The sequence below is a fragment of the Streptosporangium sp. NPDC048886 genome, assembly GCF_055586905.1.
On the sequence record NZ_JBVJHH010000022.1, the window covers coordinates 95,401 to 121,274 of the forward strand.

Genomic DNA, 25,874 nt, shown 5'->3' on the forward strand with positions numbered 1-25,874 from the left:
TTGCGGTCGGCGACGAGAGCGTCAGTTGGCCATGCCGATGACCTGCTCGACCGTTTCCGGCCGGTCAAGCACCGCGAGCATGGCGTGGGCCACGTCTGCGCGCGAGACGTACCGGCCGCCCAGCACGTTCTGCCCCACCGCCGTCCGGTAAGCGCCGGTCACCGGCTTGTCGGTCAGCTGAACCGGCCTGAGCAACGTCCAGTCCAAGCCGCTGTCGCGCACGGCGTCCTCCATGACGGCCAGGTCCAGGTACTGCGGACGTAGCGCGGCCTTGACAATCGGATACACCAGGTAACGCAGGAACAGCCCATCGCCAGGGTCGTGCCGGGGCGGGTTGGGGCGGCCGGGAGAGGGGGTGGTGCCCACCGGGGCGGCGCTCACCACGATCAGCCGGCGGGTCCCGGCGGCCCGCATCGCCGCGAGGATCGCCTTGGTGCCTCTGGAGGCCACCCCGGCCGCGGCGTTGTTCGGCGGGCCGAGTGCCGACAGAACGGCGTCGGCTCCTTCGACGGCGGGCAGCAGGGTCGCGACCTCGGCCGTGGCCATGTCAGCGGCACGCACGACGCGGACAGGCTGCCCGTCCAGCTTGGCCGGATCCCGTACGACGGCCGTAACGTCGTGCCCCTTGGCCAGAGACTGGTCGAGCAGATGCCGACCGACGCCACCACTGGCGCCGAAGACGGTGAGTTTCATGGACGAATCCCTCCAGGTTCGTTGAAAAGGGGGTGCCGGAACAGGTGCCCCCCGCTCGTGGACGGCCGCCGGCCGAGTCCGTTCCATCGGCTCAATGACCCGGCGCGCGGTGGAAATGTGACACCGGGCAACTCGCCCCTGCTCGGCTTCCGGGTGCGCGGAACGCGCGCTGCCCCTGGACGGGGGACACACCTGGGCGCAGCACCTCACACCCATCGTTCCCGGTCGCCCGCCGCGACCGGTGGCCACGTTCAAGCGCCGGATCCGAGCGGCTCAATCGTCGTCGTGGTCGCCGGCGGCGTGGACCCCGCCCAGATCGAATCGGGAGAGAACGCGTTCGACCTCCTCGTCATCGGCACGCCTTCGACGATGATGTCGTCGTCCACGTTCAGACGAAGATGCGCGAAGCGTGGTATCGGTCCGGCCACTGGTGGGGTGTGCACGAGTGGTGCCGGCCGGCGGCTTCACGTGGAGTTGCCCCGGTTCGGTAGACACATCAGGGCTTCCGGCTACGCGGCAGCGTAACCGTCTTCTTGGCTGCTCTTGAGCAGGTGTCGTCGTCCGTATGCTGCGGTATCAGCCTTGCAGCTGCTCAACAGTGATCACCTGGGTGGTCCCTGCTGTCAGGCGCTGCGGCGTTCGGCTTGGGCGAAGCGTGCTTGCCAGCAGGCCAGCAGGGCCGCGTCCTGCTGCGGATCGCCCGCCAGCTCATCCAGGGTGACGGCGCCGGCGGCGTGAAGGGCGTAGTCGGGATCGCCCGGAGCGAGAGTGACGGCACCGTCGGCGTGCCAGCCCTCAGGAGTGTCAACGTGTACGGGCACCACGAGATGGCCGTCGTCACGCTTGAGTGCGGTCCACATGGCGCCTCCCCTCACACCCCATAATGCCTTCGATAGTACGCCCACACCATCTCGGCGAGGTTCTCTCGGCCGTCGAGCATGCGCACCAGCCGTCCTACCTGCCGGGATGCGCACAGGGCATAAGCTTCGGCCCACCATTCGAGCGTGTCCAGATAACGCGGGTGCTGCAGGACCGGCCGACACATCTGCATGATTGTCCGCCATTCGGCGGCCTGGGACATGCCGTCGAACAGGTCCAGGGCATGACCGACCTCGTGCAGGACCAGACTGGCCGAGACGTGCTCGCCGGTGCCGATGGCGATCAGGCGGCCGGTACACAGGCCGGGAACCTGCTCCCAGCGCACGGTGCCACCCGGCTGAGTGGGCTGCCCACGCAGAGCGCCGAGCCCGTCCAGGTCGGGGACACTGCCTGGGCCCAGCCAGATTTCATCGAGCTCTTCGGCCAGACGGGTGGCGATATGCACAGGAAGGGCCGCGAGCTCGTCGACGGCGGCGACGAGCGCGGGTGAAGGCAGCGTCAATTGCGGCCACTGTCGACGGAGAACCCGTTCGAGAACGCCACAGTGTCGGCGTCCGTCGCGGGGGATCGGATGGACGTTGGCGGGGTGCGGAGCGCACCAGGCAGGAGAGTCGACCATGGCGAGGCCATTGTCCCGTGCTTTCCGGGTACGAGCCGCGAAAGTACACATCTGCTGCCCGGCGACGGAGCCTGCGGTCGCAAGTGGGTGAAGCGCTCGGGGCGGGGCCTTCGGCGCCGAAAACTTGCCCGACCAGTCACATTTCCATCACAGCGAACTTCTGTGGGCTGCTGCATCACCGCCAACCCTTCGCATGGTCGCTTGACCACGTCATAACAGATCCTGTCAGCGAGGTCCGGGTGGGGTCTTCCTCCCTCGCCTGACATTCTGATCCAACCATGGAGCGGGATCCAGCGACCGGCAGCAGGTCAGCGCGGCGGGGCCGGTCCGCGGGTGGGATGATGGACGCATGGGCGTCCCGGACGACCTCTCCTGCGTGTTCTGCGACATCGTCGCGGGACGGGCTGAGGCCAGTGTCCCCTACGAGGACGAGGCCGTCGTCGTGATCATGGATATCCGTCCCGTAGCTCCCGGCGACGCGCTGGTCATACCGCGCGCGCATGCCGTGGGGCTCGAAGACCTCGACGAGGAGACCAGCACACGCATGTGGCGGATCGGCCACCGTCTGGCTCGTGCGCTGCGCCTTTCACGGTTACGTTGCGAGGGCGTCAACGTCTTCCTCGCCGATGGCGAAGCAGCCTGCCAGCAGGTGTTCCACGTGCACCTGCACGTGTTCCCCCGGCACTGCGGGGACGGGTTCAGCCTTCAGGTGGACCCGATCAGCAGGGAGCGGCCGCTGCTGGACCAGGACGCGTCCGCGCTGCGCGCTGCGCTGTACGCGCTCCGCCCCGGACCACCCTCCACCGGCTGACGTCACGGGTGCCGGCCGTCGTGGGTGGTATTCGCGGACCACCGTTCGGCTGGAGCCGCGTTGCGCCTTTCGCCGAAAGGCGACATGCACACCGGTACGCACACGTTGCAGGTCCCGGCCGTCACTCTGACGGCCGGGGCCTTCGTCATGTCCGGGCTGTCGTTGCGGGGTCGGCGGCCAGCTGCCCGGGCCCGGCGGCCGGCAGCGGATACAGCAGCCGGATCAGGGCCAGGCCGAGCGCGGCGCCGGCGAGCTGGGCGGCGATGAAGCCGGGCGCGGAGTCGGGGGCGATGCCGGCGAAGGTGTCGGTGAGGGTACGGCCGAGCGTGACAGCGGGGTTGGCGAAGCTGGTGCTGCTGGTGAACCAGTAGGCGGCACCGATGTAGGCCCCGACGGCGGGCGGAGCCAGCGTCGCGCGGCCGGTACGGGCCAGGGCGAAGATCAGGGTGATGAGCCCGGCGGTGGCGACGATCTCGCCCAGCCACAGCCCGGCGCCGGTGCGCTGGTGGGTGGAGGCGGTGACGGCGGGCAGCTCGAACATCAGGTGGGCCAGCACCGCGCCGCCGAGCGCGCCGGCGACCTGGGCGGGCAGGTAGGCCAGCAGGGCACGCCCGTCCAGGCCGTCGCCGGTACGGCGGCCGAGCAGCCAGTCGGCCAGCGAGACGACGGGGTTGAAGTGCGCGCCGGAGACCGGGCCCATGATGAGGATGAGCGCGGTCAGCGCGAACGCGGTCGCGGTGGAGTTCTCCAGCAACTGCAGGCCCACATCGCCCGGGGAGAGCCGCTGGGCCATGATGCCCGACCCGATCACCGAGGTGACCAGCAGGCCGGTGCCGACAGCTTCGGCCAGCGCCCGCCGGGCCAGATCGATCACGTGCCGCTCCCGGCGGCCGGTACGCCGAGGTCGGCCAGCAGGGCGCGCACCCGGCGTTCGATCTCATCCCGGACGGGTCGGACCGCCTCCACCGACTGCCCGGCCGGATCGGGCAGCTGCCAGTCCTCATACCGTTTGCCGGGGAAGACCGGGCAGGCATCCCCGCAGCCCATGGTGATGATGACGTCGGCGGCCTGGGCGATCTCGTGCGTCCAGGGCTTGGGGTACTCGCGCGCGATGTCGATACCGCGCTCGCGCATCGCCTCGATGGCCGAGGGGTTGATCTGCTCGCCGGGTTCGGAGCCGCCCGACCAGCCGATCGCCCGGTCGCCGGCCAGGTGCGTGAAGAAGCCGAGTGCCATCTGGGATCGCCCGGCGTTGTGCACGCACAGGAACAGCACGATCGGGGTGCCGGAGTTGTCCTTGCCCTCGACGCGGGCCAGGGCGCGCAGGCGCTGGCGGGCGAAGTGCTCGGCCATCAGCGGCAGGAAGTCGGCCACGGTGGCGCGGCCGGCGAACTGGTCGTAGCTGGTGTGCAGGAAGCGGTCGATGGTCCCGGTGCCGAAGGTGCCGGCGAACTCGCCTGCCAGAGTGTGGGCGGCGGCCAGCAGGGCGTGTTGCTGGTCGATGGTCAGGTCGTCGCGGTGGTAGGCGGGCTGGGTCATGGCGTGTCCTTGTCGAGACGGTGCTCGGCGGCGGGGGGCGTCGGGGCCAGGGCGGTGGTGAGCCGGTCGATGCGGCCGGACAGGTCGGTGTAGGCGCGTTCGAAGGCGTCGTCGGTGTCGGCGGGCACGGGGTCGGGCACCGACCAGTGCAGGTTCGGCCGGGAGGGCAGGTGTTCGTAGGCGTTGTCGCAGACCGCCACCACCAGGTCGCCGGCGCGGACGGTGTCGCCGATATGGGCGGTGGCGCGTGGATCCAGGTGCAGGTGGTGGCGGCGGGCGGTGGCCAGCGCCCGCGGGTGCACGCGTGCGGCGGGGCGGGTGCCGGCCGAGGTGGCGGGCAGACGGCTGCGGTGCTGCCACAGGGCGGCGGCCAGCTGGGAGCGGGCGGAGTTGTGGGTGCAGACGAACACCACACGCTCGGCCGCCGGCGGTGCGGAGGGTGCGGGGGTGAGCCCTGACAGCGCGCCGGGCAGCAGGCGGACGTAGCTGCGCCGTCGGTCGGCCTCCGAGCGCGCCCGAGTGATCAGCCCGGCCTCCTGCAGCACCTTCAGGTGGTGGGCCAGCAGGTTGGACGGCAGGGCGAACGCCTCCCCGAGCTCGCCGGGTGAGCGATCGCCCAGCAGGAGTTCATCGACCATGGCGAGCCGGATCGGATCGCCCAGCGCCGCGTGCAGGGCAGCACGTCGCCTCACATTGGATGACTCAGCCATAATTGACTCAATAATGGCTGAGGTAAACTGCGGGCGTCAATCCGGACGTGCAGTCCGTTGCCTTCGGGGAGCGGCCGGATACTCCTGCTTTCGTCCGGTACGGGCGGCAGTCGGCTGGCCCCCTGTCGGGATGCAGTACCGCAGCCAGGTGCTCAAACTGATGGCAACTCCGCGCGCCGACACCCGCTTTCACGACGCCTACCTGCCTCAGCCCATCCAGGCGGCCACCGGCTGCCGGTCGCACGGCGCGGAAGGCGTTGTGGGGCTGTTCACTGACGGCCTGATCTATCTGGCCCCCGAGCGGCAGCCGGCCAGTGATGACTGGCGGTGGAAACTGTCAGAGCGGGGCCACAGTGCGGTGGAGGGCGGCCCGCAGGAACCGTACGATCCGGAAGGCTACCCGCGTCGGCTGCGCCGCCAGGTGCCGGACCTGCGCTCGATCGCCTAGCAAGCAGTACATGCAGGAGGCTCTGCAGTCCTTCAGCGCAGGCCGCTGCCTGGCTTGCTCGGCGACGCTCGGGGCCGCGGCCGAGCAGGTCTTCCTCGGCGTGGCCGACCTGCTCAGGGTCACCCGCAATGAGGCCGGTCATCCCCGCGGGCGAACCGTTGATGAGGACACCGCCTGCACACACCTGCGACTGGCCGCCCACCACCTCGGCAAGATGACCGCTCTCCGGAGCACTTCACCCAGCAGGTCGCTGCCCAGTCTCCACCATCGGCACCTGAGCAACAGCGGCTACGCCCGGGGTGGTGCCACCGCATGGCGATCAGGGCGAAGCTGGGCGGCTAGCAGCTCTACGGTGGCGACCAGCAGTCGTGCCGCCGCCACGAGCGTGTCCGGCTCCACGCGGTCGGGGGTTTCGGCGGGTGTCTGATAGCCGGGCATGCCCATGCCGATACCGACTGCGGCCAGCCCGGCCGCGCCGCTCACCTGAGAGCCGGGCGCGGCGGCGGGAGCTCCGCAGCAGCCTCCGGCGGCGGGCGGCGCGAAGGCCTCTGCCAGGTCGCCGATGAAGCCGCCGCCGGTCTGGTCCGTCATGATGATTTCCTCCCCGGAGGTGTGACGGCGGAGCCCACCCACACCTCGAAACTTAGATGGATGTCTAATCAGGAGATAGGGCCTCACGCTACTTAGATAATCGTCAAGATAGATAGATATCGAATCATCGTGTGGAGTAACGCCACTCGGGTGTGGCGGTCTACAGCTGGGCGGTGATCTCCGTGGCGAGCTGCCGGGCAGTGCGGCCGGCCCCGATCAGGGTGGCCGAGGCTGGGCCGGTCCAGTCGCCGTAGCCGAGCAGGTGCAGGCGCGGCTCGGCCAGGGCACGGGTGCCGTCGGTGGGGATCACACCGCCTGCGCCGCGCAGCCGCAGCGGGGCCAGGTGCCCGAGGGCGGGACGGAAGCCGGTGCACCACACGATCACCTCGCACGCCGCCGTACTGCCATCGGCCCACACCACCCCACCAGGAGTGACGGCCGAGAACATCGGTTCTGCCTTGAGCGCGCCGCGGTCGCGGGCCTGGCGCACCGGCGCGACGGCGACGATGTCGCCCAGGTCGCCGATGCCATCGGTGTTCTGCCCGACCAGGGCCGCCTGGTGGCGGCGGGTGGCCAGGGCGAACAGGGCGCGGCCGTCGACCTCGTCGGGCAGCAGCCGGGGCGGGCGCAGCGTCACCCAGGTCGTCTGGGCGACGTGCGAGAGCTCGGCGAGGATCTGGGCGGCGGAGTTGCCGCCGCCGACGACCACCACGCGCTTGCCGCGGAACGCTTCAGGTCCGTGGTAGTCGGCGGTGTGCAGCTGCTCGCCACCGAAGTCGCGCATGCCGGGGTAGTGCGGGACGTAGGGACGCCACCAGGTGCCGGTCGCGCTGACGACGGAGCGGGCGTGCCAGGTGCCGGTGCCGGTCTCGACCGCCAGGCGCTCGCCGGCGCGCCGGACGGCCCGCACGGCGGCCGGGCGGATGATCGGCAGCCGGTAGCGCTGCTCGTAGTCGGTGAGGTAGGTGACGGTGTGGGCGGCGTCCGGATAGCCGCCGTCAGCGGGGACCGGCATCATGCGGCCGGGCAGGGAGCTGTACTGCGCGGGCGAGAACAGCCGCAGCGACGGCCAGGCGTGCCGCCAGGCACCACCGGGAGCCTCCTGGGCGTCCAGGATGACGAAATCGGCGCCCGCCCGCCGCAGGTAGTACCCGGCCGCCAGCCCGGCCTGCCCGGCGCCGATGACGACGACATCGGCCAGGCGTGGGGGCACGGTCATACGGTGATGAGCTCCACGTCCGCCGGGCCGCTCTGCCCCCTGGTCGGAGCGGGCGTGGCCAGCGGGGTGAACAGTGCGCCCAGCTTGTTCACCACCTCCGGGATGATCCGGTAGTAGACCCAGGTGCCGCGGCGTTCGCCGTCGATCAGCCCGGCGGTGCGCAACACCTTCAGGTGGTGGGAGATGGTCGGCGCGGTCAGGTCGAAAACGCCGGTCAGGTCGCACACGCACGCCTCGCCGCCGGCGTGCGAGCCGATCATCGACAGCAGGCGCAGCCGCACCGGGTCGGCGACGGCCTTGAGCAGCGTTGCCAGCTCGGCCGCGTCGGCCTCGCCGAGCGGCTCGCGGGCGATCGGCGCGCAGCACTGGGTGGTGGCGGGGGCGACCATGACGCGACTCCTTACTTCGATGCTGGTCTAAATTATAGGCGGTGGTAGGCGAACGGCGCGAACGCCGCGAGTGCGCAGGCCGCGGCCACCGCGCCCATCACCCACCCGTACCCGGCCGCCTGGGCAAGTGTCACCGGGCCCAGCGGGGCGACGGGCTTGCCGGCGACGGAGAACACCGCGATCCGGCCGGACAGGCCGGCGTAGGCGGCGATGCCGTACCGCTCGGCCAGCAGGTGCGGCAACGTGATGGTGCACCCCGAAGCCGAGGCCGAACAGCAGCACGCAGCCGACCGCTCCTGCCGTGCTGCTCCCGATCAGCGGCAGCGGCAGCGCGCCGGCGCCCCGCAGACCGCGACGCCGTGGGCGTCCAGCCGGCGGCCGGCCGGCGGCGCGCACAGTGCCATGGTGAGCACGGCACCGGTGAGCGCGGCGGCGACCTGCGTGCCGCCGGCCCTCAACGCGCCGCTCATCGGGACCAGGAAGACGGAGAAGGCGTAGTAGAGCACGCCGACAGGGGCACGTAACGGCTCAGCCGCAGCAGCCGCCGGACTCCCCGGAGGCCCCCACCGTGGCCAGCGGCAGCGGGGCGGCCAGCAGGCCGCCGCCGATGCCGGTGGCCAGGCCGACCCGCTGCTCCTGGGCCTCGACCAGGCTCGAGGAGCACACCCCGGTCTCCGGCAGCTCCAGCCGCACATCCCGGGCCGCCTCCCAGTCCCCCGCCAGCGCGGCGACGACGGAGCGGACCTGCTCATAGCCGGTGGCCATCAGGAAGGTCGGGGCGCGGCCATAGGACTTCACGCCGACGGCGTAGTAGCCGCTTTCGGGGTGGGCCAGTTCATCCACGCCGTGGGCGGGGACGGTGCCGCAGGAGTGCTGGTTGGGGTCGATCAGCGGGGCCAGCGCGCGGGTGGACCCGAGGATCGGGTCCAGGTCCAGGCGCAGCTCCGAGGCGATCGTGTGGTCGGGCCGGTAACCGGTGGCCGCCACGATCTGGTCGACGACGACGGACTGCTCGTTCCCGGACGGGTCGCGGCTGATGACCTCGATGCCGGCCTCGCTCCGGCGGACCTGGTGGGTGAAGAACCCGGTCAGCAGCCGGATACGGCCGGATTCGACATGGGCGCGCAGGCGGGTGCCGAGTGCGCCGCGGGCCGGCAGCGCGTCGGCGTCGCCGCCGCCGTAGGTACGGCTGGCGCCGCCGGCGCGGATCGCCCAGGTGATCTGCGTGTCCTCGGCCAGCTCGGCCAGGGCCAGCAGGGTGGTCGCCGCCGAATGGCCGGCCCCGACCACCAGGGTGTGCCTGCCCTCGTACCGCTCCCGGTCGGCGCCGAGCACGTCCGGCAGGGCGTGGTCGATGTGATCGACGGACACCTCGTCCTCGCCGTGGGCGGGCAGGCCGCTCGCGCCCAGCACGTTCGGCGTGGTGTAGCTGCCGGAGGCGTCGACGATCGCCCGCGCCTGCAGCTCACCGCCATCGGCCAGGCGGATCAGGAAGGGCACCTTCTCGCGGCCCGCCGTGCGCATCCGGTCGTGGCCGAGGCGGCTGATCGCGGTCACCTTCGCCCCCAGGCGAACCCTGTCGCCGAACAGCTCGGCCAGCGGGGCGAGGTAGTCGTCGACGAGTTCGGTGCCGGTGGGCAGCCAGTCGCCGTCCGGGGCCGTCCAGCCGCCGGCCTGGAGCAGGCGGCGGGCGGCGGCGTCGATGTCGTACTTCCACGGGCTGAACACCCGCACGTGTCCCCACTGGGCCACCGAGGCGGCCACCCGGTCGCCGGCCTCCAGGACCAGGAAGTCGATGCCGCGCTCGGCCAGGTGGGCGGCGGCGGCCAGGCCGACCGGGCCCGCGCCGATCACCACCACGGGCAGGTCGCCCCTCTGCCCGGAGGGGGCCTGCTGGAGGGGGGTGAACTGCTCGATCGCGATCGGGGTGGTGCCGCAGCAACTGTCACTCATGACTGCTCTCCAGGTGCGCAAGTGGGTTAGTGGGTTAGCGGAACGACAGGGCGGAGGTGCGGGCGCGCTCGACGGCGGCCCCGGCGCGGCACTCGATGTCGCACACCTGCGAGGTGGCTTCATCGAAGGTGATGCTCGCCCGCTCGGCGGCGGGGCGGTGTCGTCGGGTGAGCAGAGCGCGCATCGCGCACCCCCTTGAATAGAAGTTCATCTAAGTAGGAGCCATCATGCGCCACTGCTTTGATGGAAGTCAAATCAGCCTGTCGTGTGAGGCCGGACGGGGAAGGAAGCCGGCGGATTCAGGTTCAGGCGCGGGTGCGCTGACGGCTGCCACGTAGGTGACGGGTAAGCATCCCCATCACGTGCCAGGCGTCGGCGCCCAGTGCGCCCAGCCCCGCCCGGTAGGGCAGGTTCGGCCGGTAACCGGTGGCCGGTCGCGCGGAGTGCCGGCAGCCGTCGGCACTCCCGGACGCCGCCGGATTCCTGTTCGGATATCCGATTCACCGGCGGCGCGGGCGCATGCCCATCCCCCGGTGTCCCGTCGTCCGCCTCCCCCCGGTGTCCCGTCGTCCGCCTGGCAGCGACCGTCTCAGCGCCCCGTTCTCCGCGAAGATCACCATAAGGGCGATCCCCGCCCCGCCATGGTCCGGCGCCGCGGTCGAGAGGCGGTCAGTGACAGTGCTTCCAGCTCCAGGTGGCGGCCCATGTCGAGCTCGGAGCGCCCGTACAGGTTCAGACAGGTCCGGAACAGGGCCGACAGGCCCCGCCGGTCGGCCGGGGTGAGCCACTTCTGCCCGGCCGGATCACGCGGCACAACGGTCTTCGAGTGCCGATTCGCCCAGAGGCTACGTCACCGTGCCGTCGACGAGCTCCTGCACTCGTTGCGGGGTGTAGATCCCATCCACGAGGAGCTGCGCGAGCCCGAGGATTCCCGCGTGGGGGTCGAGGTCGCTGCGGACGATCTGCAGGTTACGGGTGGCCAGGGGCAGAGACCGCCGGTAGACGATCTCGCGGATGCCGGCGAAGAGCTGCTCGTCGGTGTGGGCGAGCTGGCCACCGATCGCGATGACCCGGGGGTTGAACAGGTTGACGGTGTCGGCGATGGCGCCGCCGAGGATGCGGGCCGCCCGCCGGGCGAGCCGTACCGCGACGAGGTCGCCGCTGCGGATGAGCCGTACGGCGTCGTCGACGGTTACGACGTCGCGGCCGGCCTCCCGCAGGTCGCGGACGAGGGCCCATCCGCCGGCGTGGGCCTCCACGCAGCCGGCGTTGCCGCACCGGCACAGAGGAGGCTCGTTCACATCGTCGACGGTCACCTGGATGTGGCCGACGTCGCCGGCCGCGCCGTCGGCGCCGCGGTGCACCTGGCCACCGGCGATGAGGCCGGTCCCAACCCCCGTGCCGATCTTGACCATGAGCAGGTGCGGGACGTCGGGGTATCGCAGGCGCTGTTCGCCGAAGGCCATGGCGTTGACGTCCTTGTCGACCAGGATCGGGCAGTCATAGTGGGAGCTGAACCATCCGGGGATGTCGAAGCGGTCCCAGCCGGTCATGATCGGCGGGCTGACCACCCGCCCGGTCGCGAAGTCGACGGGGCCGGGGACGTCGATGCCAACGCCGAGCACGGCGCCGGGCTCGTGGCGGCTGTCCTTGAGAATCTCGGTGAACAGCTTGTCGACGATCCCGAGGATGGCCCGCGGGCCCGCCGTGACGTCGGCGCGTGTCTCGCGCTCGATCCGTACTTCCCCACCCAGGTCGCACAGGGCGGTGCGCAGGCCGGTGGCGCCGATGTCGGCCACCAGGAGGACCCCGCGGTCGCGGTTGACGACGAACCGGCCGGCGGGCCGGCCGCGGGTGCGCGCGTCCTGGGGCGCGGCCACCAGCAGCCCGGCGGCGAGCAGCCCGTCGAGGCGCTGGTTGACCGTGGTGCGTGACAGGCCGGTACGGCCCATGACCTCGGCTTTCGTGAGGCCGTCGGAGGCGTCGCGGAACAGGCTGAGGATTTCACCTGAGCTGATTCCCATCCGCGGAGCGACGAGGGCCGTTGTGTCCACCCGACCACTTTAACTATGTCGGATGTTACGCGTAATTCAAAAATCTTTCGACTTAAAAAGTCGAAAGAAAGGTTGTTGGGTCTCATAAGTGGCCATACCGTCGTCCCATCGACGCCGAAAGGGGTATCCGATGCACGCGAACACCAGAGGCCGTCGAGCGGCGACGGTCAGCGCAGTCATGGCGGCCGGGGGCCTCGTGCTGGGAACCTGCGGTTCCAGCGGGTTCACCGGCCCGGGAACCCGGGCCGAAGCGGCCGCGGGCAGCGGTACGGCGAGCGACGCTCCGAAGATCGCGGCGGTGATCAAGGGCCTGGACAACCCGTTCTTCCAGACGATGAAGCAGGGCATCGACGATCAGGCCCGTACGAGCGGCGCGACCGTCACGGTCCAGGCGGCCAACTCCATCACCGACACCACGGGCCAGGCCGACAAGCTCAACGGCCTCGCCGGGCAGGACTTCTCCTGCTACGTGGTCAACCCGATCTCCGGCACCAACCTCATCCAGGGCCTCGCCAAGCTCTCCATGATGAACAAGACCATCGTCAACATCGACAGCCCGGTCGACGCCACCGCGGCCAAGAGCGCCAACGTCAAGCTGGCCACCTACATCGGCACCGACAACGTCGAGGCGGGAAAGACGGCCGGGCGGCGGATGACCGAACTGCTGCCCGCGGGCGGTGACGTCGCGGTCATCGGCGGCATCGCCGGAGATGTCACCAGCGGGGCCAGAGTCCAGGGATTCCAGCAAGGGATCGGCCCCAACCTCAAGGTCGTCCAGACCGTCGCCGCCAACTGGGAGCGCCAGACCGCGCTCACCGCCGCGACCGACGTCATGCGGGCGAACCCGAACCTGCTGGGTTTCTTCGTCGCCAACGACGACATGGGGCTGGGAGTGGCACGCGCCGTGGCCAACACCGGCAAGACCGGCAAGGTGAAGGTCATCAGCGTCGACGGCATCAAGGACGCGCTCGAGGCGGTCAAGGCCGGCACGCTGGACGGCACCGTCGCCCAGTACCCGTACGCGATGGGCCTGATGGGCATCGAGGCGTGCCAGGCCGCCGCGGGAGGCAAGACGCTCCCGGCCAGCGTGAAGGCGCCGGTCGAGATGGTCACCAAGGACAGCGCCGACAAGGCACTGTCATCGGCGCCCAAGCCGTTCGGCACCTACGACGACCCGTTCAAGACCCTCATCCCGTAGCGACCACCACCGTCGTCGACGGGCCGCCGGACATGCCGCAGCCACCACGACGAAGGGAACGGACATGGCAAACGCAACGCTCGCGGCACGCGACCGCGAGGCATGGTCTGCCCGGCTGAAGGATGTGGGCTTCTGGGCCGAGTGGGCGGCCCTCGTCGGGCTGGTCGTCCTCGTGATCGTCTTCCAGGTGTTGAACCCGACGTTCCTGAGCGCCGGGAACATCGCATCGATGCTGGTCGCCGCCGCGATCCTCATCATTCTGGCGGTGGGTCAGACCTTCGTCATCGCCACGGCGGGCATCGATCTGTCGATCGCCTCCATCATGACCCTGGGCGCGGTCGTCTTCGGCCAGGCCTACTCGGCGGGGCGGGGACTGCCGCTGTCGTGCTTGCTGGGGATCGTCGCCGCGGCCCTGGCCGGCGTGGTCAACGGCGTGATCGTCGCATGGGGCAGGATCACGGACTTCATCGTGACGCTCGGGATGCTGTCGGCGGCTTCGGGGCTCGCGCTGATCCTGTCCGACGGCAAGCCCGTGACGATCATCGACCCGGCCCTGCTGAGCCTGTCGACCGGCGGACTCGGGATCTTCGGCTGGTCGTTCGTCATCGCGGTCGTGGTCGCGCTGGTGGCGCACGTGACGCTCTTCCACACCCGGTTCGGCACCCACCTGCTGGCCACCGGCGGGGCGCCGGAGTCCGCGACGGCCATGGGGATCAGCACCCAGCGCATCAAGACCGCCGTATACACGATCAGCGGCACGCTCGCCGGGCTCGGAGCGATCCTGCTGGTCGCGCGCATCGGTGCCGCCGAGCCCGCGTCCAACACCTCCTTCCTGCTCAACTCCGTGGCCGCGGTCGTGCTCGGCGGCGTCAGCCTCTTCGGCGGGCGGGGGACCATCATCGGCCCGGTCATCGGCGCCCTGTTACTGGTCGCGCTGGTCAACGGCCTCACCCTGCTCGGCGTCTCGCAGTTCTACCAGCCCCTGGCCGTCGGCATCGTCGTGGTGCTGGCCGCACTTCTGACGAGGTTCCAGCGATGACCGCCCAACCCGAGCCCGGCACCCCGTCCGGCGACACGCTGCTGCGCTGCGAGAACGTCTCCCTGTCCTTCGGCAACGTCCGCGCTCTCGTCGAGGTCTCGCTGACACTGCGCCGGGGCGAGATCACCGCCCTCGTCGGCGACAACGGCGCGGGAAAGTCCACACTGGTGCGCTGCATCTCCGGGATCCACCGGCCGCAGAGCGGGCGCATCATCTTCGACGGCGATGAGATCGACTTCCACTCCCCCGAGGACGCCCGCGAGGCCGGCATCGAGACCGTCCACCAGAACCTCGCGCTCGTCGAGGACCTCACGGTATGGCAGAACCTCTTCCTCAACCGCGAGATCGTCCATCGGCTGGGCCCCGTCGCCGTCCTCGACCGGCGCGCCATGCAGTCCCGCGCGAGGGAGATGGTCTCCACGCTCGCGGTCAACGTGCCTGCGGTGCGGTCACGCGTCCGGAGGCTCTCCGGCGGCCAGCGCCAGGCCGTCGCCATCTGTCGCGCGGCGGGCTTCAGCTCCAAGCTCGTCATCATGGACGAGCCCACCGCGGCCCTGGGCGTCCAGGAGACCGCCCGCGTCGAGGGGCTCATCCTCAGGCTGCGCGATGAGGGGCATGCCGTCCTGCTCATCAGCCACAACTTCGCGCAGGTCATGAAGCTTGGCGACCACGTGTGGGTGATGCGCGCCGGCCGCTGCGTCGGCGGCCGCCGTACGGCCGAGACGACCGGCGAGGAGATCGTCGCCCTCGTCACCGGCGCCATCGGCCAGTGAACACGACTTCAGGAACACGAGAAAGCGTCCACCTCATGATCATTGATACCAAGGCCAATCCGATCGGCGTGCACGCCCTGGTGTGGGTCGGCGACACGAGCCCCTCCTCGATGGCCTACGCGATCGAGAAGACGAAGGACACCGGTTTCGACCTGCTCGAGATATCCCTACACGACTCGGCGAACCTCGACGTCGGCGCCGCACGCGACGCCCTGCGCGCGGTGGGCCTAGGCGTGGCGTGCTCGCGCGGCCTCGCCTTCGACGCCGACGTCTCCAGCGACGACCCCTCCGTGGTGGAGCGCGGCGAGAAGCTGCTGCACGACTCCCTGGCCGTCACCGGCGCGCTCGGCGGCACGCATTTCACCGGCGCGCTCTACAGCGCCCTGGGCAAGTACGACCACCCGCTCACCGCCGCCGGACGCCGCAACGTCGTCTCGGTGCTACGCCGGCTGGCCCAGGAGGCCCGGCAGCACGGCATGACGCTCGGTCTCGAGATCTGCAACCGTTACGAGACCAACGTCATCAACACCGCACGCGACGCGCTCGTCCTCGCCGATGACATCGGCGAGGACAACGTGCTCATCCACCTCGACACCTACCACATGAACATCGAGGAGGACGATCTCGTACGCCCCGTGTATGAAGTCGGTGACCGGCTCGGCTACGTTCACATAGGTGAGAACCACCGCGGTTATCTCGGCTCGGGACATCTGGACTTCACCTCGTTCTTCCACGCGCTGGGAGATGTCGGATATCGGGGGCCGATCACCTTCGAGTCCTTCTCCTCGGCGGTCGTGATGCGAGGTCTCTCCAACGACCTGGCCATCTGGCGCAACCTCTGGTCGGATGGTGAGGACCTGGCGCGTCACGCCCACGCCTTCATCACCAACCAGCTCCACACGGGCCGATCCCGATGACGACCCTCGACGACCTGGCAGACCGGGCCCGCTCCCTTGTGCGGGACGGACGCCGCGCGCTGCTGGGCATCACAGGAAGCCCCGGGGCGGGCAAGAGCACACTCACCGAGAACCTGGTCGCCCTGCTACGGCGGACGCCTCCTGCGGGCCTGCCGCCACTGGAATGGGTGACACACCTACCGATGGACGGCTTCCACCTGGCAGACGCCGAGCTTGACCGGCTCGGGCGGCGTGACCGGAAGGGGGCCCCGGACACCTTCGACGCCGCCGGATACGCGGCCCTGCTCCGCCGGCTTCGAGAGGACGACGACGATGTGATCTACGCGCCCGCGTTCGAACGCGACCTGGAACAGCCGATCGCCGGGAGCATCCCGGTCCCCCGGGTCGCCAGGCTCGTCGTCACCGAAGGGAACTACCTGCTGCTCGACCGGGGGGACTGGGCACGCGTGCGGCCCCGGCTCCACGAGGTCTGGTACTGCGATCTCGACTCGGACGAGCGCGTGCGCCGCCTCATCTCCCGCCACGAGCGGTTCGGCAAGGACCACGACGCGGCCGTGGCCTGGGTGCTGGGAACCGACCAGCGCAACGCCGACCTCGTCGCCACCACCCGCGCCCGCGCCGACCTCGTCGTCCCCGACGGTGTCCTCCGCTCGATCGGCGCCCGCGACCAGGCGCTGATCGACTGACTCGCGGGCTCATTCCGGTGCGGGAGGCCCGCGGTTGGGCAGCTGATCCGGCGTGGAACGCGCCGCACCCCGGCGATCACCGGGGTACGGCGGGCGGAACAACCCTGCCCCGGTCTTCGACCCGGAATGTCGGTCGGACGGCGCAGGGTGAACGGCTCGGCGAGGATCTCGTCCAGGACTTGGGCGATGTGCTTGAAGTGCGGCAGCGAGAAGTGGTGATCCAGTGCGGCGCTGTCGGTCCACTCCTCAACGAGGATCATCCGGTCGGAGCGGTCCGGGTCGACATAAGGGGTTCAGGTCGGCATAGGGCCGGTATCCCAGGCACCCCTCCTCGGCCAGGGAGGGTGCGATCATCGCATCCAGTTCGTCCCGGAGCCGCTGCTCCTGACCAGGCTTGGCGACGACGAAGCCGGCAATGATGGCGAGCGTGTTCGACATGGTGGAAGCTTCTGATCTGGTGTGATTGATGCGGTGTTCGCTGGCGAACGATGTCCATCCTGCGGCATCTGCCCAAGACCACCCAGAGCTCCGCTCCACCCCGGCCGCCGGCAACGCGTCGGCGCCGAGATGCGCCAGGCCCCGGACGCCCTCACCACCGTCCCCGCCTATGATCGATGTCGACGTCAGCCGCGGCGCCCCAGGTGGTGCCGCCGGACGGCGGACACCAGCTGCCGGAGGTGGCGGCGCAGCCGGCGTTGACGACGACGTTCGTTCTGTAGGGGTCCCTGTAGCAAACGGCGAAAATCCAAGTCAAGGTTGGGCGGACATGACGCGCCCCCTGACCATCGAGTTCGGCGGGGTTAGCGGAGGTTGGTAATGCCGTCGAGGATGAGGGCGATGCCGGCGAGGAACTGCTCGCGATCATCGTGCTCGCGCATCTGGCCGCTGATGGCGTGCATGAACGGGTAGTCGGCGGGGTCGAGTTCCTGCCACGCCGTCGACGCTGCCTCGAGGAACTTCTCGCGGTCCGTGTCGGCCTCGACGCCTGAGGTGTTCCCGCCGATGCGGGTCTGGCTGACGGCGCCGAGGATGTAGTGCACGAGCGTTGAGGCCGCGACGAACCAGATGGCTTGCGGCACGCCCAAGGCGCGCACCTGCCGACCGATCTTCTCGAAGATCCCCACGGTCACCGGACCCCACGGGTTTCGGGTGAGCTGCACGGCCAGCCGCGTGGCGAGCCACTGGTGTTCGGCGACCGCGTCGAACAGGCCCAGTGCGACGACTCGGATCTCGTCGTCGGGCGTGGCCGGGGCCCGGGCAGGCTTGGTGGCCAGGGCGGCGGCGACGACGGTTTCGGTCGCGGTATCCAGTAGCTCGTCCCGGGTGCCCACGTGGTAGTAGATCGCTCCAGACCCGGTGGCCAGGCGCTCGGTCAGCGCCCGGACGGTCAGCCCGCCCTCGCCGCCCGCGTCGAGCAGCTCGATGGCGCTATCGATGATCTGCTCGCGGGAGAGCACCTGTCTGCGCCGCTGTGTCCGGCGCGCTCGCGTTGCCATGTCCTGCATTCTGCCACCTTGGAGCACTAAACCAAGTTAGAATAGTGTTCCAACATGGAACATCACACCATAACTGCCGGCCTCACCGGCCCTTGCACGAAGGAGCCGTCATGAACCCCGTCACGATCATCGGCGCCGGGCTCGGCGGACTCACTCTGGCCCGCGTCCTGCACGTCCACGGCATCCCGGCCGAGGTCTACGAGGCGGAGGCCTCACCGGAGGCACGGACGCAGGGTGGGATGCTCGACATCCACGACTACAACGGGCAGCTCGCCCTTGAGGCGGCCGGTCTGATGGAGGAGTTCCGCGCCATCGTTCTGGAGGGCCGCCAGGCGATACGTGCTCCGGGGCCGGACGGCGCCGTCCTGTTCGAGAAAGCCGACAACGGCATGGGCGGCCGTCCGGAGGCGCAGCGCGCGGACCTGCGGCGGATGCTGCTGGACGCGCTTCCGGAGGGCACCGTCCGGTGGGGCCGCAAGGTCATCGGCGCCCGGAGCCTCGGCAGCGGCCGCCACGAGGTGATCTTCGCCGACGGCGGCAGCGTCATCACGAGTCTGTTGGTCGGCGCGGACGGCGCCTGGTCGCGGGTCCGCCCGCTGCTGACGGAGGCGGTGCCCGAGTACGTCGGCACGTCATTCGTCGAGACCTACCTGTTCGACGCCGACACGCGGCACCCGGCCGTCGCGAAGGCGGTCGGCGGCGGTTCGATGTTCGCCCCTGCGCCGGGGAAGGTGATCACCGCTCACCGCGAACGCGGCGACACCCTGCACGCCTATGTGGAACTCACCAGGCCGCTGGAGTGGTTCGACGGCATCGACTTCTCCGATCCGCCCGCGGCCGCCACTCGCGTCGCGGCGGAGTTCGACGGCTGGGCGCCCGAGCTCACCGCGCTGATCAGCGACACCGACACCCCGCCGGTCCTGCGCCCGCACTACGCCCTGCCCGACGGGCATCGGTGGGACCGGACGCCCAGGGTGACCCTGGTGGGCGACGCCGCCCACCTCGACGACATCGAGGCCGGCCTCGCCGAATACGAGCAGGCCATGTTCACCCGCATGAGCCAGGCTGACGACGAGACGGCCATGCACCTTAAGGAGATGTTCGGCGACGCAACTGACGAAAGCCTCCTCGCTCTGATCCCCGACCACCAGCAGGACCACTGAGCCGGCCGGCTCAGTGCCCGTTTCGGTAACGGGCGCACTTCGGGAACGGGCACCCTTCCGCTGCCCCCGCTGCCGGGCCGAGCCCGGCACGACATCCCGCGCGCCAAGGTGTTCTCCGAGAAGATCAGCGCTCAGGTGCACGTACGGCCCCGGTTCGAGGCTGTGCGCTCGCTCGGCGGGCCCCCGCGCTGCCGCGTCATCTTCACTGTGTGCGAAAGGCGGCGAGAGACCCGCCGATGAGCGCGCCTTTGTACGCGCTCTCCAGCCGCTTGGCGATCCGTGTCCGGGGCGTGGTCAGCTCCACGATCACCGGGTCTTCTTCTCCTGCGGCTGGGGACGTTTGGGGGCGGTCCCGGCCGGGGGCGTCGGTGTGGGTGGTCAGTGCCGCGATCAGGGAGGGCACCGCGATGATGAACGAGCCGGCGCCCGCGATCCACGACAGCGTCTCCAGATCACTCAGGAACAGAGTGGCCGCCACCACCGCACACGCCGCAGCAGCCGAGGCACCCACCCATACCCATCGCATGTGCGCATTCTGCCCGCCTGGTGCTCGCGACGACAGCCGGATCGGAGCGGACTGCAGCCCTGGAAGCGTGCCTGACGAGCCGCAGTTCGGCGCGCGCCCGCTCGGCCCACACCTGCATGCCGAGACGGGCGCAGATGTCCAGCGCGGCGCGCAGCCGCCGGCGTGACCCCGCCCGCCTGCGCGCCCGCCATTGCTACCGGGGCCCCGCCTGGCCGCGGTGCAGGAGGACGAGCCAGGCCGGATCATGGACGGTGCCGGGGTCGGTGCGGCGGTCACGCTGATGGCGGCCTTCCGCCGTCAGCGTCACCAGGAGCACGCCACGCACGTCACCGCCAGGGGAACCGCCACTCCCCCGCCCGCAAGATCTGCCACGGCAAGAAGGGCGAGCTCTACCACCGCTACGAACGCGGCCTGGAGAACCAGCTCGGAGCGCTCGGCCTCGTCCTGAACTGCGTCACGCTGTGGACGGCTAACCCCCTCACACAGCCGGGAGTGCCGCGATCACCCGGTCGGGCTCCTCCTCGGGGTGAACGATGTAGCCGGCCGCGCTGAGCGTGCGGGTGAGGAAGCCCATCTCTCTCTCTGCGGCCGGGGCCTCCCCGACCAGGTAGCTGGGACAAATTCCGCGCTGCCGGAACAGCATCGGCCGCGTGGTGTCCAACTTTGATCATTCAGGGGCGGCCAGGATCGGATCGTCGACCGTGACCAGCCGGACCGCCACGCCGGATTCACCTGCAGCCGCACGGGCCCGTCTGAAGTCGTGATCACGTGGCTGGAAAAGGGTTGGACGGGCTGATGCTCGGGCTTGTAGCTTGCAGTTGACCGTGACACCGCCCGAGGAGGTGAGACCCATGAACGCTGCATCGATGTGGGTGCTCCCCCTTTCCGTCACGGCCGGCGATTGACGTAGGTGTCGCCGGGAGCGCCTCGCCAACAAGGCACTCCCGAAAGGCAACACCTATGGACTCTCCGCAGTTCACCGCCGAGCCGTCGTCGAACGATGCGGTCGAGCGCGACTTCACCGTGGGCGACGTCTCCGGACTCCGGTCGCCGGCCTCCGGCGCCGATCGCGTGCCCATGTTCGACGTGATCATTGCCGGGTGCGGGCCGACTGGTGCGATGCTGGCCGCCGAGCTGCGACTGCACGATGTGCGGGTACTCGTTCTGGAGAAGGAAACCGAGCCCAAGTCGTTCGTCCGCATAGTCGGTCTGCATATTCGCAGTCTCGAGCTGATGGCGATGCGCGGACTGCTGGATCGCATTCGCGAACACGGAAGACAGCGTCCGGCCGGCGGATTCTTCGCCGCCATTCCCAAACCCGCACCCAAGGGCCTGGATTCCGCGCACGCCTACCTGCTGGGCATCCCGCAGCCGGTCATCGAACGCCTTCTCGAAGAGCATGCGATCGAACTGGGTGCGCAGGTCCGGCGCGGTTGTGCGGTGGCCGGTTTCGAGCAGGACGACGAGGGGGTGACCGTCGAGCTGGCCGACGGGGAACGGCTGCGTGCGCGCTATCTCGTCGGCTGTGACGGCGGGCGCAGCACGGTGCGCAAACTGCTCGGCGTCGGCTTCCCCGGCGAGCCCTCGCGGACCGAGACGCTGATGGGCGAGATGGAAGTGGGGGTGCCGCAGGAGGAGATCACCGCCAAGGTGACCGAAATCCACCAGACCCATCAGCCATTCTGGCTCCGGCCCTTCGGCGAAGGAGTCTACAGCGTCGTGGTCCCCGCCGCGGGAGTCAGCGACCGCGCGGAACCGCCCACCCTCGAGGATTTCCGACAACAGCTGCGCACCATCGCCGGAACCGATTTCGGCGTGCACTCCCCGCGCTGGTTGTCCCGCTTCGGGGATGCCACCCGGCTAGCCGAACGTTATCGGGTCGGGCGGGTGCTGCTGGCCGGCGATGCGGCACACATCCATCCACCCACCGGCGGACAGGGCCTCAACCTGGGCGTTCAGGACGCATTCAACCTCGGCTGGAAACTGGCCGCACAGATCCGCGGCTGGGCGCCGGAAACACTGCTGGACACCTACCAGGCCGAACGCCATCCGGTCGCCGAGGACGTGCTGGACAACACCCGCGCCCAGATGGAACTGCTGTCCACCGAACCGGGCCCGCAGGCCGTGCGCAGGCTGCTCACCGAACTGATGGACCTCGACGAGGTGAACCGCCATCTGATCGAGAAGATCACCGCGATCGGCGTCCGCTACGACTTCGGCGAAGGCCCCGACCTGCTCGGCCGCCGCCTGCGCGACATCGACGTCAAACAGGGCCACCTCTACGATCTGCTGCATCGCGGCCGCGGCCTGCTGCTGGACCGCACCGAACGCCTGACCGTCGGCGGCTGGTCAGACCGGGTCGATCACCTCGCGGATCCCACTGCGGTACTGGATGTTCCGAGCGTCCTGCTACGCCCCGACGGCCACGTCGCCTGGATCGGCGACGATCAGCAGGACCTGGACGACCACCTCTCCCGCTGGTTCGGCAAGCCCGCCGACTGATTTCGCCTGAGCAACCGAAAAGGCCCGTGAGGATCGGAACGGCCGGTAGCGACTGACCATCGGAAGGCTGGAGGCAGCATCCGCCATGGTGCTCTGACGCCAGGGTCGGACCTCAGCTTCCGAAGGCGGCCCCAGCCCCAAAGTAAAAGTAGAGGGAGCTGCCTTCCGGAGGTGTCGGGATTAGCAGGCACCCTCAATGGGTCAACGCACCACCCATGGATGATCATGTAGCCGTGGAGGTGTGTGCGTGACTACGGGTTTTCACCCGCTCAGCAAGACGAGATCTGGCGGCGCTGGCGCGATGGGGAGTCCTTCAGCTTGATGGGCCGGGCACTGGGCGCCCCGATGCGTCACGTCCGGCGCTTTCTCTGCCAGAGCGGCGGCGTGCACCAGGCCCCGCAGCGACGGTCCGTGCGCCATCTGACGGCTGCTGATCGCGAAGAGATATCCCGGGGCATCGCCGCTGGACAGTCCGCTCGGCTGCTGGCCCAGCGGCTGGGAAGGGCATCTTCGACGGTCTCGCGGGAGATCGCCCGCAACGGTGGCCGTGAGCGCTACCGGGCCGCCTTGGCCGAGGTTGAGGCCTATCGGCGGGCGCGTCGGCCGAAACCGGCCAAGCTGGCCCGGCAACCTGCGCTTCGGGCGATGGTCGAGGCCAAGCTCGCGCTGTGCTGGTCGCCGGAGCAGATCTTCGGTTGGCTGCGGCGGCGCCACCCGCAGGAGGCCGGCATGCAGGTCTCCCACGAGGCGATCTACCTGTCGCTTTATGATCCGCGCCGCCGGCAGGCCATCGACCGAGCGCTCACTCAGCGTCTGCGCACCGCGCGTCCGATGCGCCGCCCTCGAGGCGCCCGCCGGGCCACCGGCTGCGGGGTCCTGCGGGACATGGTCCCGATCACCGCCCGTCCCGCCGAGGCCGAGGATCGGGCGGTTGCCGGTCACTGGGAAGGTGATCTCGAGCGCCACGAGGCGCCATGTAACCGAGCGGAGGTGGAAGGACTCCGCCGCTGTGCTGTCGCAGCAGCCCAGCGAAGCTGGGGGCAGGCCGATCCGGGGAACGCCGGTGAGGCTGGCAAGCAGCCCCGACAACGACGGGACGGACCAGCACTACCGGATGGTCCGGGTCCGGCAAGCGAGACGGGAAGGTGGACGAGAGGAACCAGCGCTGTCACGCCTCTTAAGTTTCCCGCCAGCTCAAATCCGGTGGATATGGGCTGGATCGCGGTGCGCACCCGCCCCTCTCATCACGGGGGTGGGGAACTCCTGAGCCGGTTTCAGGTCGCCGGCAGGGAGGCCACGGTGAAGGTCTGCGGCGTAGCCGTGGCGATACCGCAGGGGCATAGCTGGCCACCTCACCCGACGATCGGTTCATGGTGAACGTGGGAACCACCCCGGGGTTCCCGTCTGCGTCCGGCCGTCCAGGCCAGGCGCAGCGGGTTGGCGCGTTGTCCGCCGACGACCGCAGGGTGGGGCGGAGGACCCGTAGTAGTCCGAGTCGGGGAAAGCCCGTGCACATGGCGAAGGGGTCCAGCGGGTTCATGCACGCGACGTACTGCAAGGGACGGAGACGCTGGTGAATACCGGTGAGCCGTGGCCCGACCCGTTCTGGGCGGAGCGACGGGTACGACGGATGCAGGCCAAGCTGCACCAGTGGGCGGCCGGAGATCCCGGTCGTCGGTTCGATGATCTGTACAACCTCATTCATCACCCGGACTTCCTCGCGGTCGCGTGGGAGAGGGTGAGTGGCAACAAGGGCGCACGCTCGCCGGGGGTGGACCGGGTCATCCCGGCATTCATCGCCAGCGAGGCCGACGTCACGGCGTTTCTGAACGACACGCGCGAGCAGCTCAAGGCCCGCACGTTCGCTCCGCTGCCGGTCCGGGAACGCATGATCCCCAAGACCGGCTCGCCGGGGAAGTTCAGGCGCCTGGGCATCCCGTCCGCGATGGACAGGCTCGTGCAGGCCGCCCTTGTGCTGGTGCTGGAACCGATCTTCGAGGCGGACTTCAAGCCGGTTAGCTACGGCTTCCGCCCGAAGCGTCGGGCCCAGGACGCGATCGCCGAGATCCACGCCTTCGGCTCCCGGAACTATCACTGGGTGTTCGAGGCCGACATCACGGCGTGCTTCGACGAATTGTCACACACCGCGATCCTTGAGCGAGTGCGGCGGCGAATCGGAGACAAACGGGTCCTGGCCCTGGTCAAGTCCTTCCTCAAGGCGGGCATTATGTCCGAGGCGGGACAGGTCGAGGGAACGGCGTCCGGCACGCCTCAAGGTGGCATCGCCTCGCCGCTGCTCGCCAACATCGCGTTGTCGGTGCTGGATGAGTACTTCTGCGCCAAGGACGATCACGGCACCAGATGGCAGCGAGAGAAGCACCGCAAGGATGGCGGTGCCTACTACCGGATCATCCGCTACGCGGATGATTTCGCGATCATGGTATGCGGTTCCAAAGCCCATGCGGATGCACTCTGGGAAGAGGTCGCCGACGTGCTCGCCCCGCTCGGGTTGCGCTTGTCGGAGTCCAAGACCCGCGTGGTCCATCTGGATGAGGGGTTCGTGTTCCTGGGGTTCCACATCCAGCGGCGCACCAAAGCAGGAACCACCAAGAAGCACGTCTATACCTACCCATCGAAGAAGGCACTGCTTTCGATCATGGCGAAGGTGCGGGTGCTCACGAACAGATCACGGCACCTGACGCTCGAAGCCCTGTTGCGCCAGCTCAATCCGGTGTTGCGGGGATGGTGCACTTACTTCCGGCACGGAGTGTCCAAAGCCACCTTCCATTTCCTTGACGCCTACGTCTGGCGACGGGTCACGGCATGGCTACGCAAACGATACCTCGGGATCACCTGGGAGGAGCTCTACCGGAAGTTCCTGACCGGCAGGCCAGGCAACCGCCCGGCAGAGAAGGGGATCGTCATGTTCGACACCACGCAGGTCGAGGTCACTCGCTACCGATGGCGCGCGAACAACATCCCCACACCATGGACGGGCATCGTGGCGGCTATGGCCGCCACCTGACACGGGAACCTGTGGAGCGCCGGATGCGCGGAGACGCGCTCGTCCGGTGCGGAGGGCGGGCCGGGGAAACGGTCCGGGAGAAATCCCGGAACCGCGTCCCGGTCCGACCCCTACATCATGGGCACGCGCCCGTCTGCCATCGGCACACTGGTCGAGCGCACCAGCCGTTACACGGCCTTGGTCGCGTTGCCGGACGGCATCAAGGCTGAGCAGGTCAGGCCCCATCTCACTCGCAGTGTCTTGGCCATCCCGGTCCGGCTGCGGCGCTCGTTGGCCTGGGATCGCGGCCGGGAGATGGCCGAGCATCGTGCCTTCACCAGCGCGACCGGAATGCCGGTCTACTTCTGCAAACCGCGCAGCCCCTGGCAGCGGGGCAGCAATGAAAACACCAATCGGCTCCTGCGCCAATACCTGCCCAAAGGGGCAGATCTGCGCGCCTTCAGTCAGGACGACCTGGATGCCATCGCCAACGAGCTCAACAACCGCCCCCGCAAGATCCATGGCTATCGCACTCCGACAGAGATCTACGCTGAGATCCTGAACAGCGGTGATGCATTGATCCTTTGAGCGCGCCATTGTTTTTTGAGTCTGGAAGTGGCGCTGCTGTTCGCCTGAAGTGTTGATGGCCACCGTCTGGTGTCAGG

The 25,874-nt window shown here is 69.4% G+C and carries 32 protein-coding genes and 2 pseudogenes; 13 read left to right on the forward strand and 21 right to left on the reverse strand.

Annotation, left to right across the window (positions count from 1 at the left end):
* Positions 1-21: 21 nt before the first annotated feature.
* The 4 genes from ACZ6R6_RS26740 to ACZ6R6_RS26755 all read right to left on the reverse strand — a co-directional run bounded on the left by ACZ6R6_RS26740 (position 22) and on the right by ACZ6R6_RS26755 (position 2,074).
* Positions 22-693, reverse strand: coding sequence for an NAD(P)-dependent oxidoreductase (locus ACZ6R6_RS26740; protein ID WP_470097691.1), 672 nt, complete (start codon positions 691-693; stop codon positions 22-24).
* 251 nt (positions 694-944) lie between these two features.
* Positions 945-1,079: a hypothetical protein gene (locus ACZ6R6_RS26745; protein WP_470097693.1), complete on the reverse strand. Its 135-nt coding sequence runs from the start codon at positions 1,077-1,079 to the stop codon at positions 945-947.
* Between the two features lie 237 nt (positions 1,080-1,316).
* Positions 1,317-1,553, reverse strand: a complete 237-nt coding sequence (locus ACZ6R6_RS26750) for a hypothetical protein (RefSeq protein ID WP_470097695.1) — start codon at positions 1,551-1,553, stop codon at positions 1,317-1,319.
* 11 nt (positions 1,554-1,564) lie between these two features.
* Positions 1,565-2,074, reverse strand: a complete 510-nt coding sequence (locus ACZ6R6_RS26755; protein WP_470097697.1) for a hypothetical protein — start codon at positions 2,072-2,074, stop codon at positions 1,565-1,567.
* A gap of 466 nt (positions 2,075-2,540) precedes the next feature.
* Between ACZ6R6_RS26755 and ACZ6R6_RS26760 the strand changes: the two genes are divergently transcribed.
* Positions 2,541-3,002 (forward strand): HIT family protein, encoded by a 462-nt coding sequence (locus ACZ6R6_RS26760; RefSeq protein WP_470097699.1) that lies wholly within the window; start codon positions 2,541-2,543, stop codon positions 3,000-3,002.
* Positions 3,003-3,147: 145 nt separating this feature from the next.
* On the opposite strand, the gene ACZ6R6_RS26765 is transcribed toward ACZ6R6_RS26760, so the two are convergent.
* The 3 genes from ACZ6R6_RS26765 to ACZ6R6_RS26775 are packed head-to-tail and all read right to left on the reverse strand — an operon-like array spanning position 3,148 to position 5,233.
* The gene (locus ACZ6R6_RS26765; protein ID WP_470097701.1) at positions 3,148-3,876 is read right to left on the reverse strand and encodes an aquaporin; all 729 of its coding nucleotides are present in this window, start codon (positions 3,874-3,876) and stop codon (positions 3,148-3,150) included.
* Positions 3,873-4,541, reverse strand: a complete 669-nt coding sequence (locus ACZ6R6_RS26770) for an arsenate reductase ArsC (protein ID WP_470097703.1) — start codon at positions 4,539-4,541, stop codon at positions 3,873-3,875. Before ACZ6R6_RS26770 ends, ACZ6R6_RS26765 begins: the two co-directional genes overlap by 4 nt.
* Complete coding sequence (locus ACZ6R6_RS26775; protein WP_470097705.1) at positions 4,538-5,233, reverse strand: arsenate reductase/protein-tyrosine-phosphatase family protein; 696 nt, start codon at positions 5,231-5,233, stop codon at positions 4,538-4,540. Before ACZ6R6_RS26775 ends, ACZ6R6_RS26770 begins: the two co-directional genes overlap by 4 nt.
* A 148-nt stretch (positions 5,234-5,381) precedes the next feature.
* Here ACZ6R6_RS26775 and ACZ6R6_RS26780 point away from each other — a divergent pair, with 148 nt between their 5' ends.
* Complete coding sequence (locus ACZ6R6_RS26780; RefSeq protein ID WP_470097707.1) at positions 5,382-5,699, forward strand: hypothetical protein; 318 nt, start codon at positions 5,382-5,384, stop codon at positions 5,697-5,699.
* Positions 5,700-5,987: 288 nt separating this feature from the next.
* Here the strand turns inward: ACZ6R6_RS26780 and ACZ6R6_RS26785 are convergent, their stop codons facing one another.
* The 9 genes from ACZ6R6_RS26785 to ACZ6R6_RS26825 form a co-directional block, all read right to left on the reverse strand.
* Positions 5,988-6,290: a hypothetical protein gene (locus tag ACZ6R6_RS26785; protein WP_470097708.1), complete on the reverse strand. Its 303-nt coding sequence runs from the start codon at positions 6,288-6,290 to the stop codon at positions 5,988-5,990.
* 160 nt (positions 6,291-6,450) lie between these two features.
* The gene (locus ACZ6R6_RS26790) at positions 6,451-7,509 is read right to left on the reverse strand and encodes an ArsO family NAD(P)H-dependent flavin-containing monooxygenase (protein WP_470097710.1); all 1,059 of its coding nucleotides are present in this window, start codon (positions 7,507-7,509) and stop codon (positions 6,451-6,453) included.
* Complete coding sequence (locus ACZ6R6_RS26795; RefSeq protein WP_470097712.1) at positions 7,506-7,898, reverse strand: metalloregulator ArsR/SmtB family transcription factor; 393 nt, start codon at positions 7,896-7,898, stop codon at positions 7,506-7,508. The genes ACZ6R6_RS26790 and ACZ6R6_RS26795 overlap by 4 nt, the downstream gene beginning before the upstream one ends.
* Positions 7,899-7,930: 32 nt before the next feature.
* A complete protein-coding gene (locus tag ACZ6R6_RS26800; protein WP_470097714.1) occupies positions 7,931-8,140 on the reverse strand; it encodes a hypothetical protein in 210 nt (69 codons plus the stop codon).
* A gap of 72 nt (positions 8,141-8,212) precedes the next feature.
* Entirely contained in the window at positions 8,213-8,404 is a 192-nt protein-coding gene (locus ACZ6R6_RS26805) for a hypothetical protein (RefSeq protein ID WP_470097716.1), read from the reverse strand.
* Between the two features lie 22 nt (positions 8,405-8,426).
* Positions 8,427-9,851, reverse strand: a complete 1,425-nt coding sequence (locus tag ACZ6R6_RS26810; protein WP_470097718.1) for an FAD-dependent oxidoreductase — start codon at positions 9,849-9,851, stop codon at positions 8,427-8,429.
* A gap of 34 nt (positions 9,852-9,885) precedes the next feature.
* Positions 9,886-10,035 carry a hypothetical protein gene (locus ACZ6R6_RS26815; RefSeq protein ID WP_470097720.1) on the reverse strand — a complete coding sequence of 50 codons (150 nt, stop codon included), beginning with the start codon at positions 10,033-10,035 and terminating at the stop codon, positions 9,886-9,888.
* 429 nt (positions 10,036-10,464) lie between these two features.
* Positions 10,465-10,665, reverse strand: a complete 201-nt coding sequence (locus ACZ6R6_RS26820) for a hypothetical protein (RefSeq protein WP_470097722.1) — start codon at positions 10,663-10,665, stop codon at positions 10,465-10,467.
* Between the two features lie 31 nt (positions 10,666-10,696).
* Positions 10,697-11,905 carry an ROK family protein gene (locus ACZ6R6_RS26825; RefSeq protein WP_470097724.1) on the reverse strand — a complete coding sequence of 403 codons (1,209 nt, stop codon included), beginning with the start codon at positions 11,903-11,905 and terminating at the stop codon, positions 10,697-10,699.
* A 130-nt stretch (positions 11,906-12,035) separates the two neighbouring features.
* Between ACZ6R6_RS26825 and ACZ6R6_RS26830 the strand changes: the two genes are divergently transcribed.
* The 5 genes from ACZ6R6_RS26830 (at position 12,036) to ACZ6R6_RS26850 (ending at position 16,518) form a co-directional block, all read left to right on the forward strand.
* Positions 12,036-13,103, forward strand: coding sequence for a sugar ABC transporter substrate-binding protein (locus ACZ6R6_RS26830; RefSeq protein WP_470097726.1), 1,068 nt, complete (start codon positions 12,036-12,038; stop codon positions 13,101-13,103).
* A 64-nt stretch (positions 13,104-13,167) separates the two neighbouring features.
* A complete protein-coding gene (locus ACZ6R6_RS26835; protein ID WP_470097728.1) occupies positions 13,168-14,142 on the forward strand; it encodes an ABC transporter permease in 975 nt (324 codons plus the stop codon).
* Positions 14,139-14,915 carry an ATP-binding cassette domain-containing protein gene (locus ACZ6R6_RS26840; RefSeq protein WP_470097730.1) on the forward strand — a complete coding sequence of 259 codons (777 nt, stop codon included), beginning with the start codon at positions 14,139-14,141 and terminating at the stop codon, positions 14,913-14,915. Before ACZ6R6_RS26835 ends, ACZ6R6_RS26840 begins: the two co-directional genes overlap by 4 nt.
* Positions 14,916-14,950: 35 nt before the next feature.
* A complete protein-coding gene (locus ACZ6R6_RS26845; RefSeq protein WP_470097732.1) occupies positions 14,951-15,832 on the forward strand; it encodes a sugar phosphate isomerase/epimerase family protein in 882 nt (293 codons plus the stop codon).
* Positions 15,829-16,518 (forward strand): nucleoside/nucleotide kinase family protein, encoded by a 690-nt coding sequence (locus ACZ6R6_RS26850; protein ID WP_470097734.1) that lies wholly within the window; start codon positions 15,829-15,831, stop codon positions 16,516-16,518. Before ACZ6R6_RS26845 ends, ACZ6R6_RS26850 begins: the two co-directional genes overlap by 4 nt.
* A 246-nt stretch (positions 16,519-16,764) precedes the next feature.
* On the opposite strand, the gene ACZ6R6_RS26855 is transcribed toward ACZ6R6_RS26850, so the two are convergent.
* Complete coding sequence (locus ACZ6R6_RS26855) at positions 16,765-16,956, reverse strand: putative quinol monooxygenase (protein WP_470097736.1); 192 nt, start codon at positions 16,954-16,956, stop codon at positions 16,765-16,767.
* Between the two features lie 362 nt (positions 16,957-17,318).
* Positions 17,319-18,023: a TetR/AcrR family transcriptional regulator C-terminal domain-containing protein gene (locus ACZ6R6_RS26860; protein WP_470097738.1), complete on the reverse strand. Its 705-nt coding sequence runs from the start codon at positions 18,021-18,023 to the stop codon at positions 17,319-17,321.
* Between the two features lie 101 nt (positions 18,024-18,124).
* On the opposite strand from ACZ6R6_RS26860, the gene ACZ6R6_RS26865 reads away from it, so the two are divergent.
* Positions 18,125-19,177 (forward strand): FAD-dependent oxidoreductase, encoded by a 1,053-nt coding sequence (locus ACZ6R6_RS26865; protein WP_470097740.1) that lies wholly within the window; start codon positions 18,125-18,127, stop codon positions 19,175-19,177.
* Between the two features lie 202 nt (positions 19,178-19,379).
* On the opposite strand, the gene ACZ6R6_RS26870 is transcribed toward ACZ6R6_RS26865, so the two are convergent.
* Positions 19,380-19,703, reverse strand: a complete 324-nt coding sequence (locus ACZ6R6_RS26870) for a hypothetical protein (RefSeq protein ID WP_470097742.1) — start codon at positions 19,701-19,703, stop codon at positions 19,380-19,382.
* A gap of 193 nt (positions 19,704-19,896) precedes the next feature.
* Positions 19,897-20,028 carry a hypothetical protein gene (locus tag ACZ6R6_RS26875; protein ID WP_470097835.1) on the reverse strand — a complete coding sequence of 44 codons (132 nt, stop codon included), beginning with the start codon at positions 20,026-20,028 and terminating at the stop codon, positions 19,897-19,899.
* Between the two features lie 17 nt (positions 20,029-20,045).
* Between ACZ6R6_RS26875 and ACZ6R6_RS26880 the strand changes: the two are divergent.
* Positions 20,046-20,255: pseudogene (locus ACZ6R6_RS26880) on the forward strand (Tn3 family transposase); the annotation flags it as partial.
* Here ACZ6R6_RS26880 and ACZ6R6_RS26885 read toward each other — a convergent pair.
* The gene (locus ACZ6R6_RS26885; RefSeq protein WP_470097837.1) at positions 20,182-20,364 is read right to left on the reverse strand and encodes a hypothetical protein; all 183 of its coding nucleotides are present in this window, start codon (positions 20,362-20,364) and stop codon (positions 20,182-20,184) included. The pseudogene ACZ6R6_RS26880 and the gene ACZ6R6_RS26885 sit on opposite strands and share 74 nt — an antisense overlap.
* Positions 20,365-20,780: 416 nt before the next feature.
* Here ACZ6R6_RS26885 and rox point away from each other — a divergent pair, with 416 nt between their 5' ends.
* The 4 genes and pseudogenes from rox to ACZ6R6_RS26905 all read left to right on the forward strand — a co-directional run.
* Positions 20,781-22,205, forward strand: a complete 1,425-nt coding sequence (gene rox, locus ACZ6R6_RS26890; protein WP_470097831.1) for a rifampin monooxygenase — start codon at positions 20,781-20,783, stop codon at positions 22,203-22,205.
* A gap of 243 nt (positions 22,206-22,448) precedes the next feature.
* Positions 22,449-23,582 carry an IS30 family transposase gene (locus ACZ6R6_RS26895; RefSeq protein WP_470097744.1) on the forward strand — a complete coding sequence of 378 codons (1,134 nt, stop codon included), beginning with the start codon at positions 22,449-22,451 and terminating at the stop codon, positions 23,580-23,582.
* A gap of 253 nt (positions 23,583-23,835) precedes the next feature.
* Positions 23,836-25,230: a group II intron reverse transcriptase/maturase gene (gene ltrA, locus ACZ6R6_RS26900; RefSeq protein WP_470097746.1), complete on the forward strand. Its 1,395-nt coding sequence runs from the start codon at positions 23,836-23,838 to the stop codon at positions 25,228-25,230.
* A 114-nt stretch (positions 25,231-25,344) separates the two neighbouring features.
* Positions 25,345-25,797, forward strand: a pseudogene (locus ACZ6R6_RS26905) (IS30 family transposase); the annotation flags it as partial.
* Between the last annotated feature and the right edge of the window lie 77 nt (positions 25,798-25,874).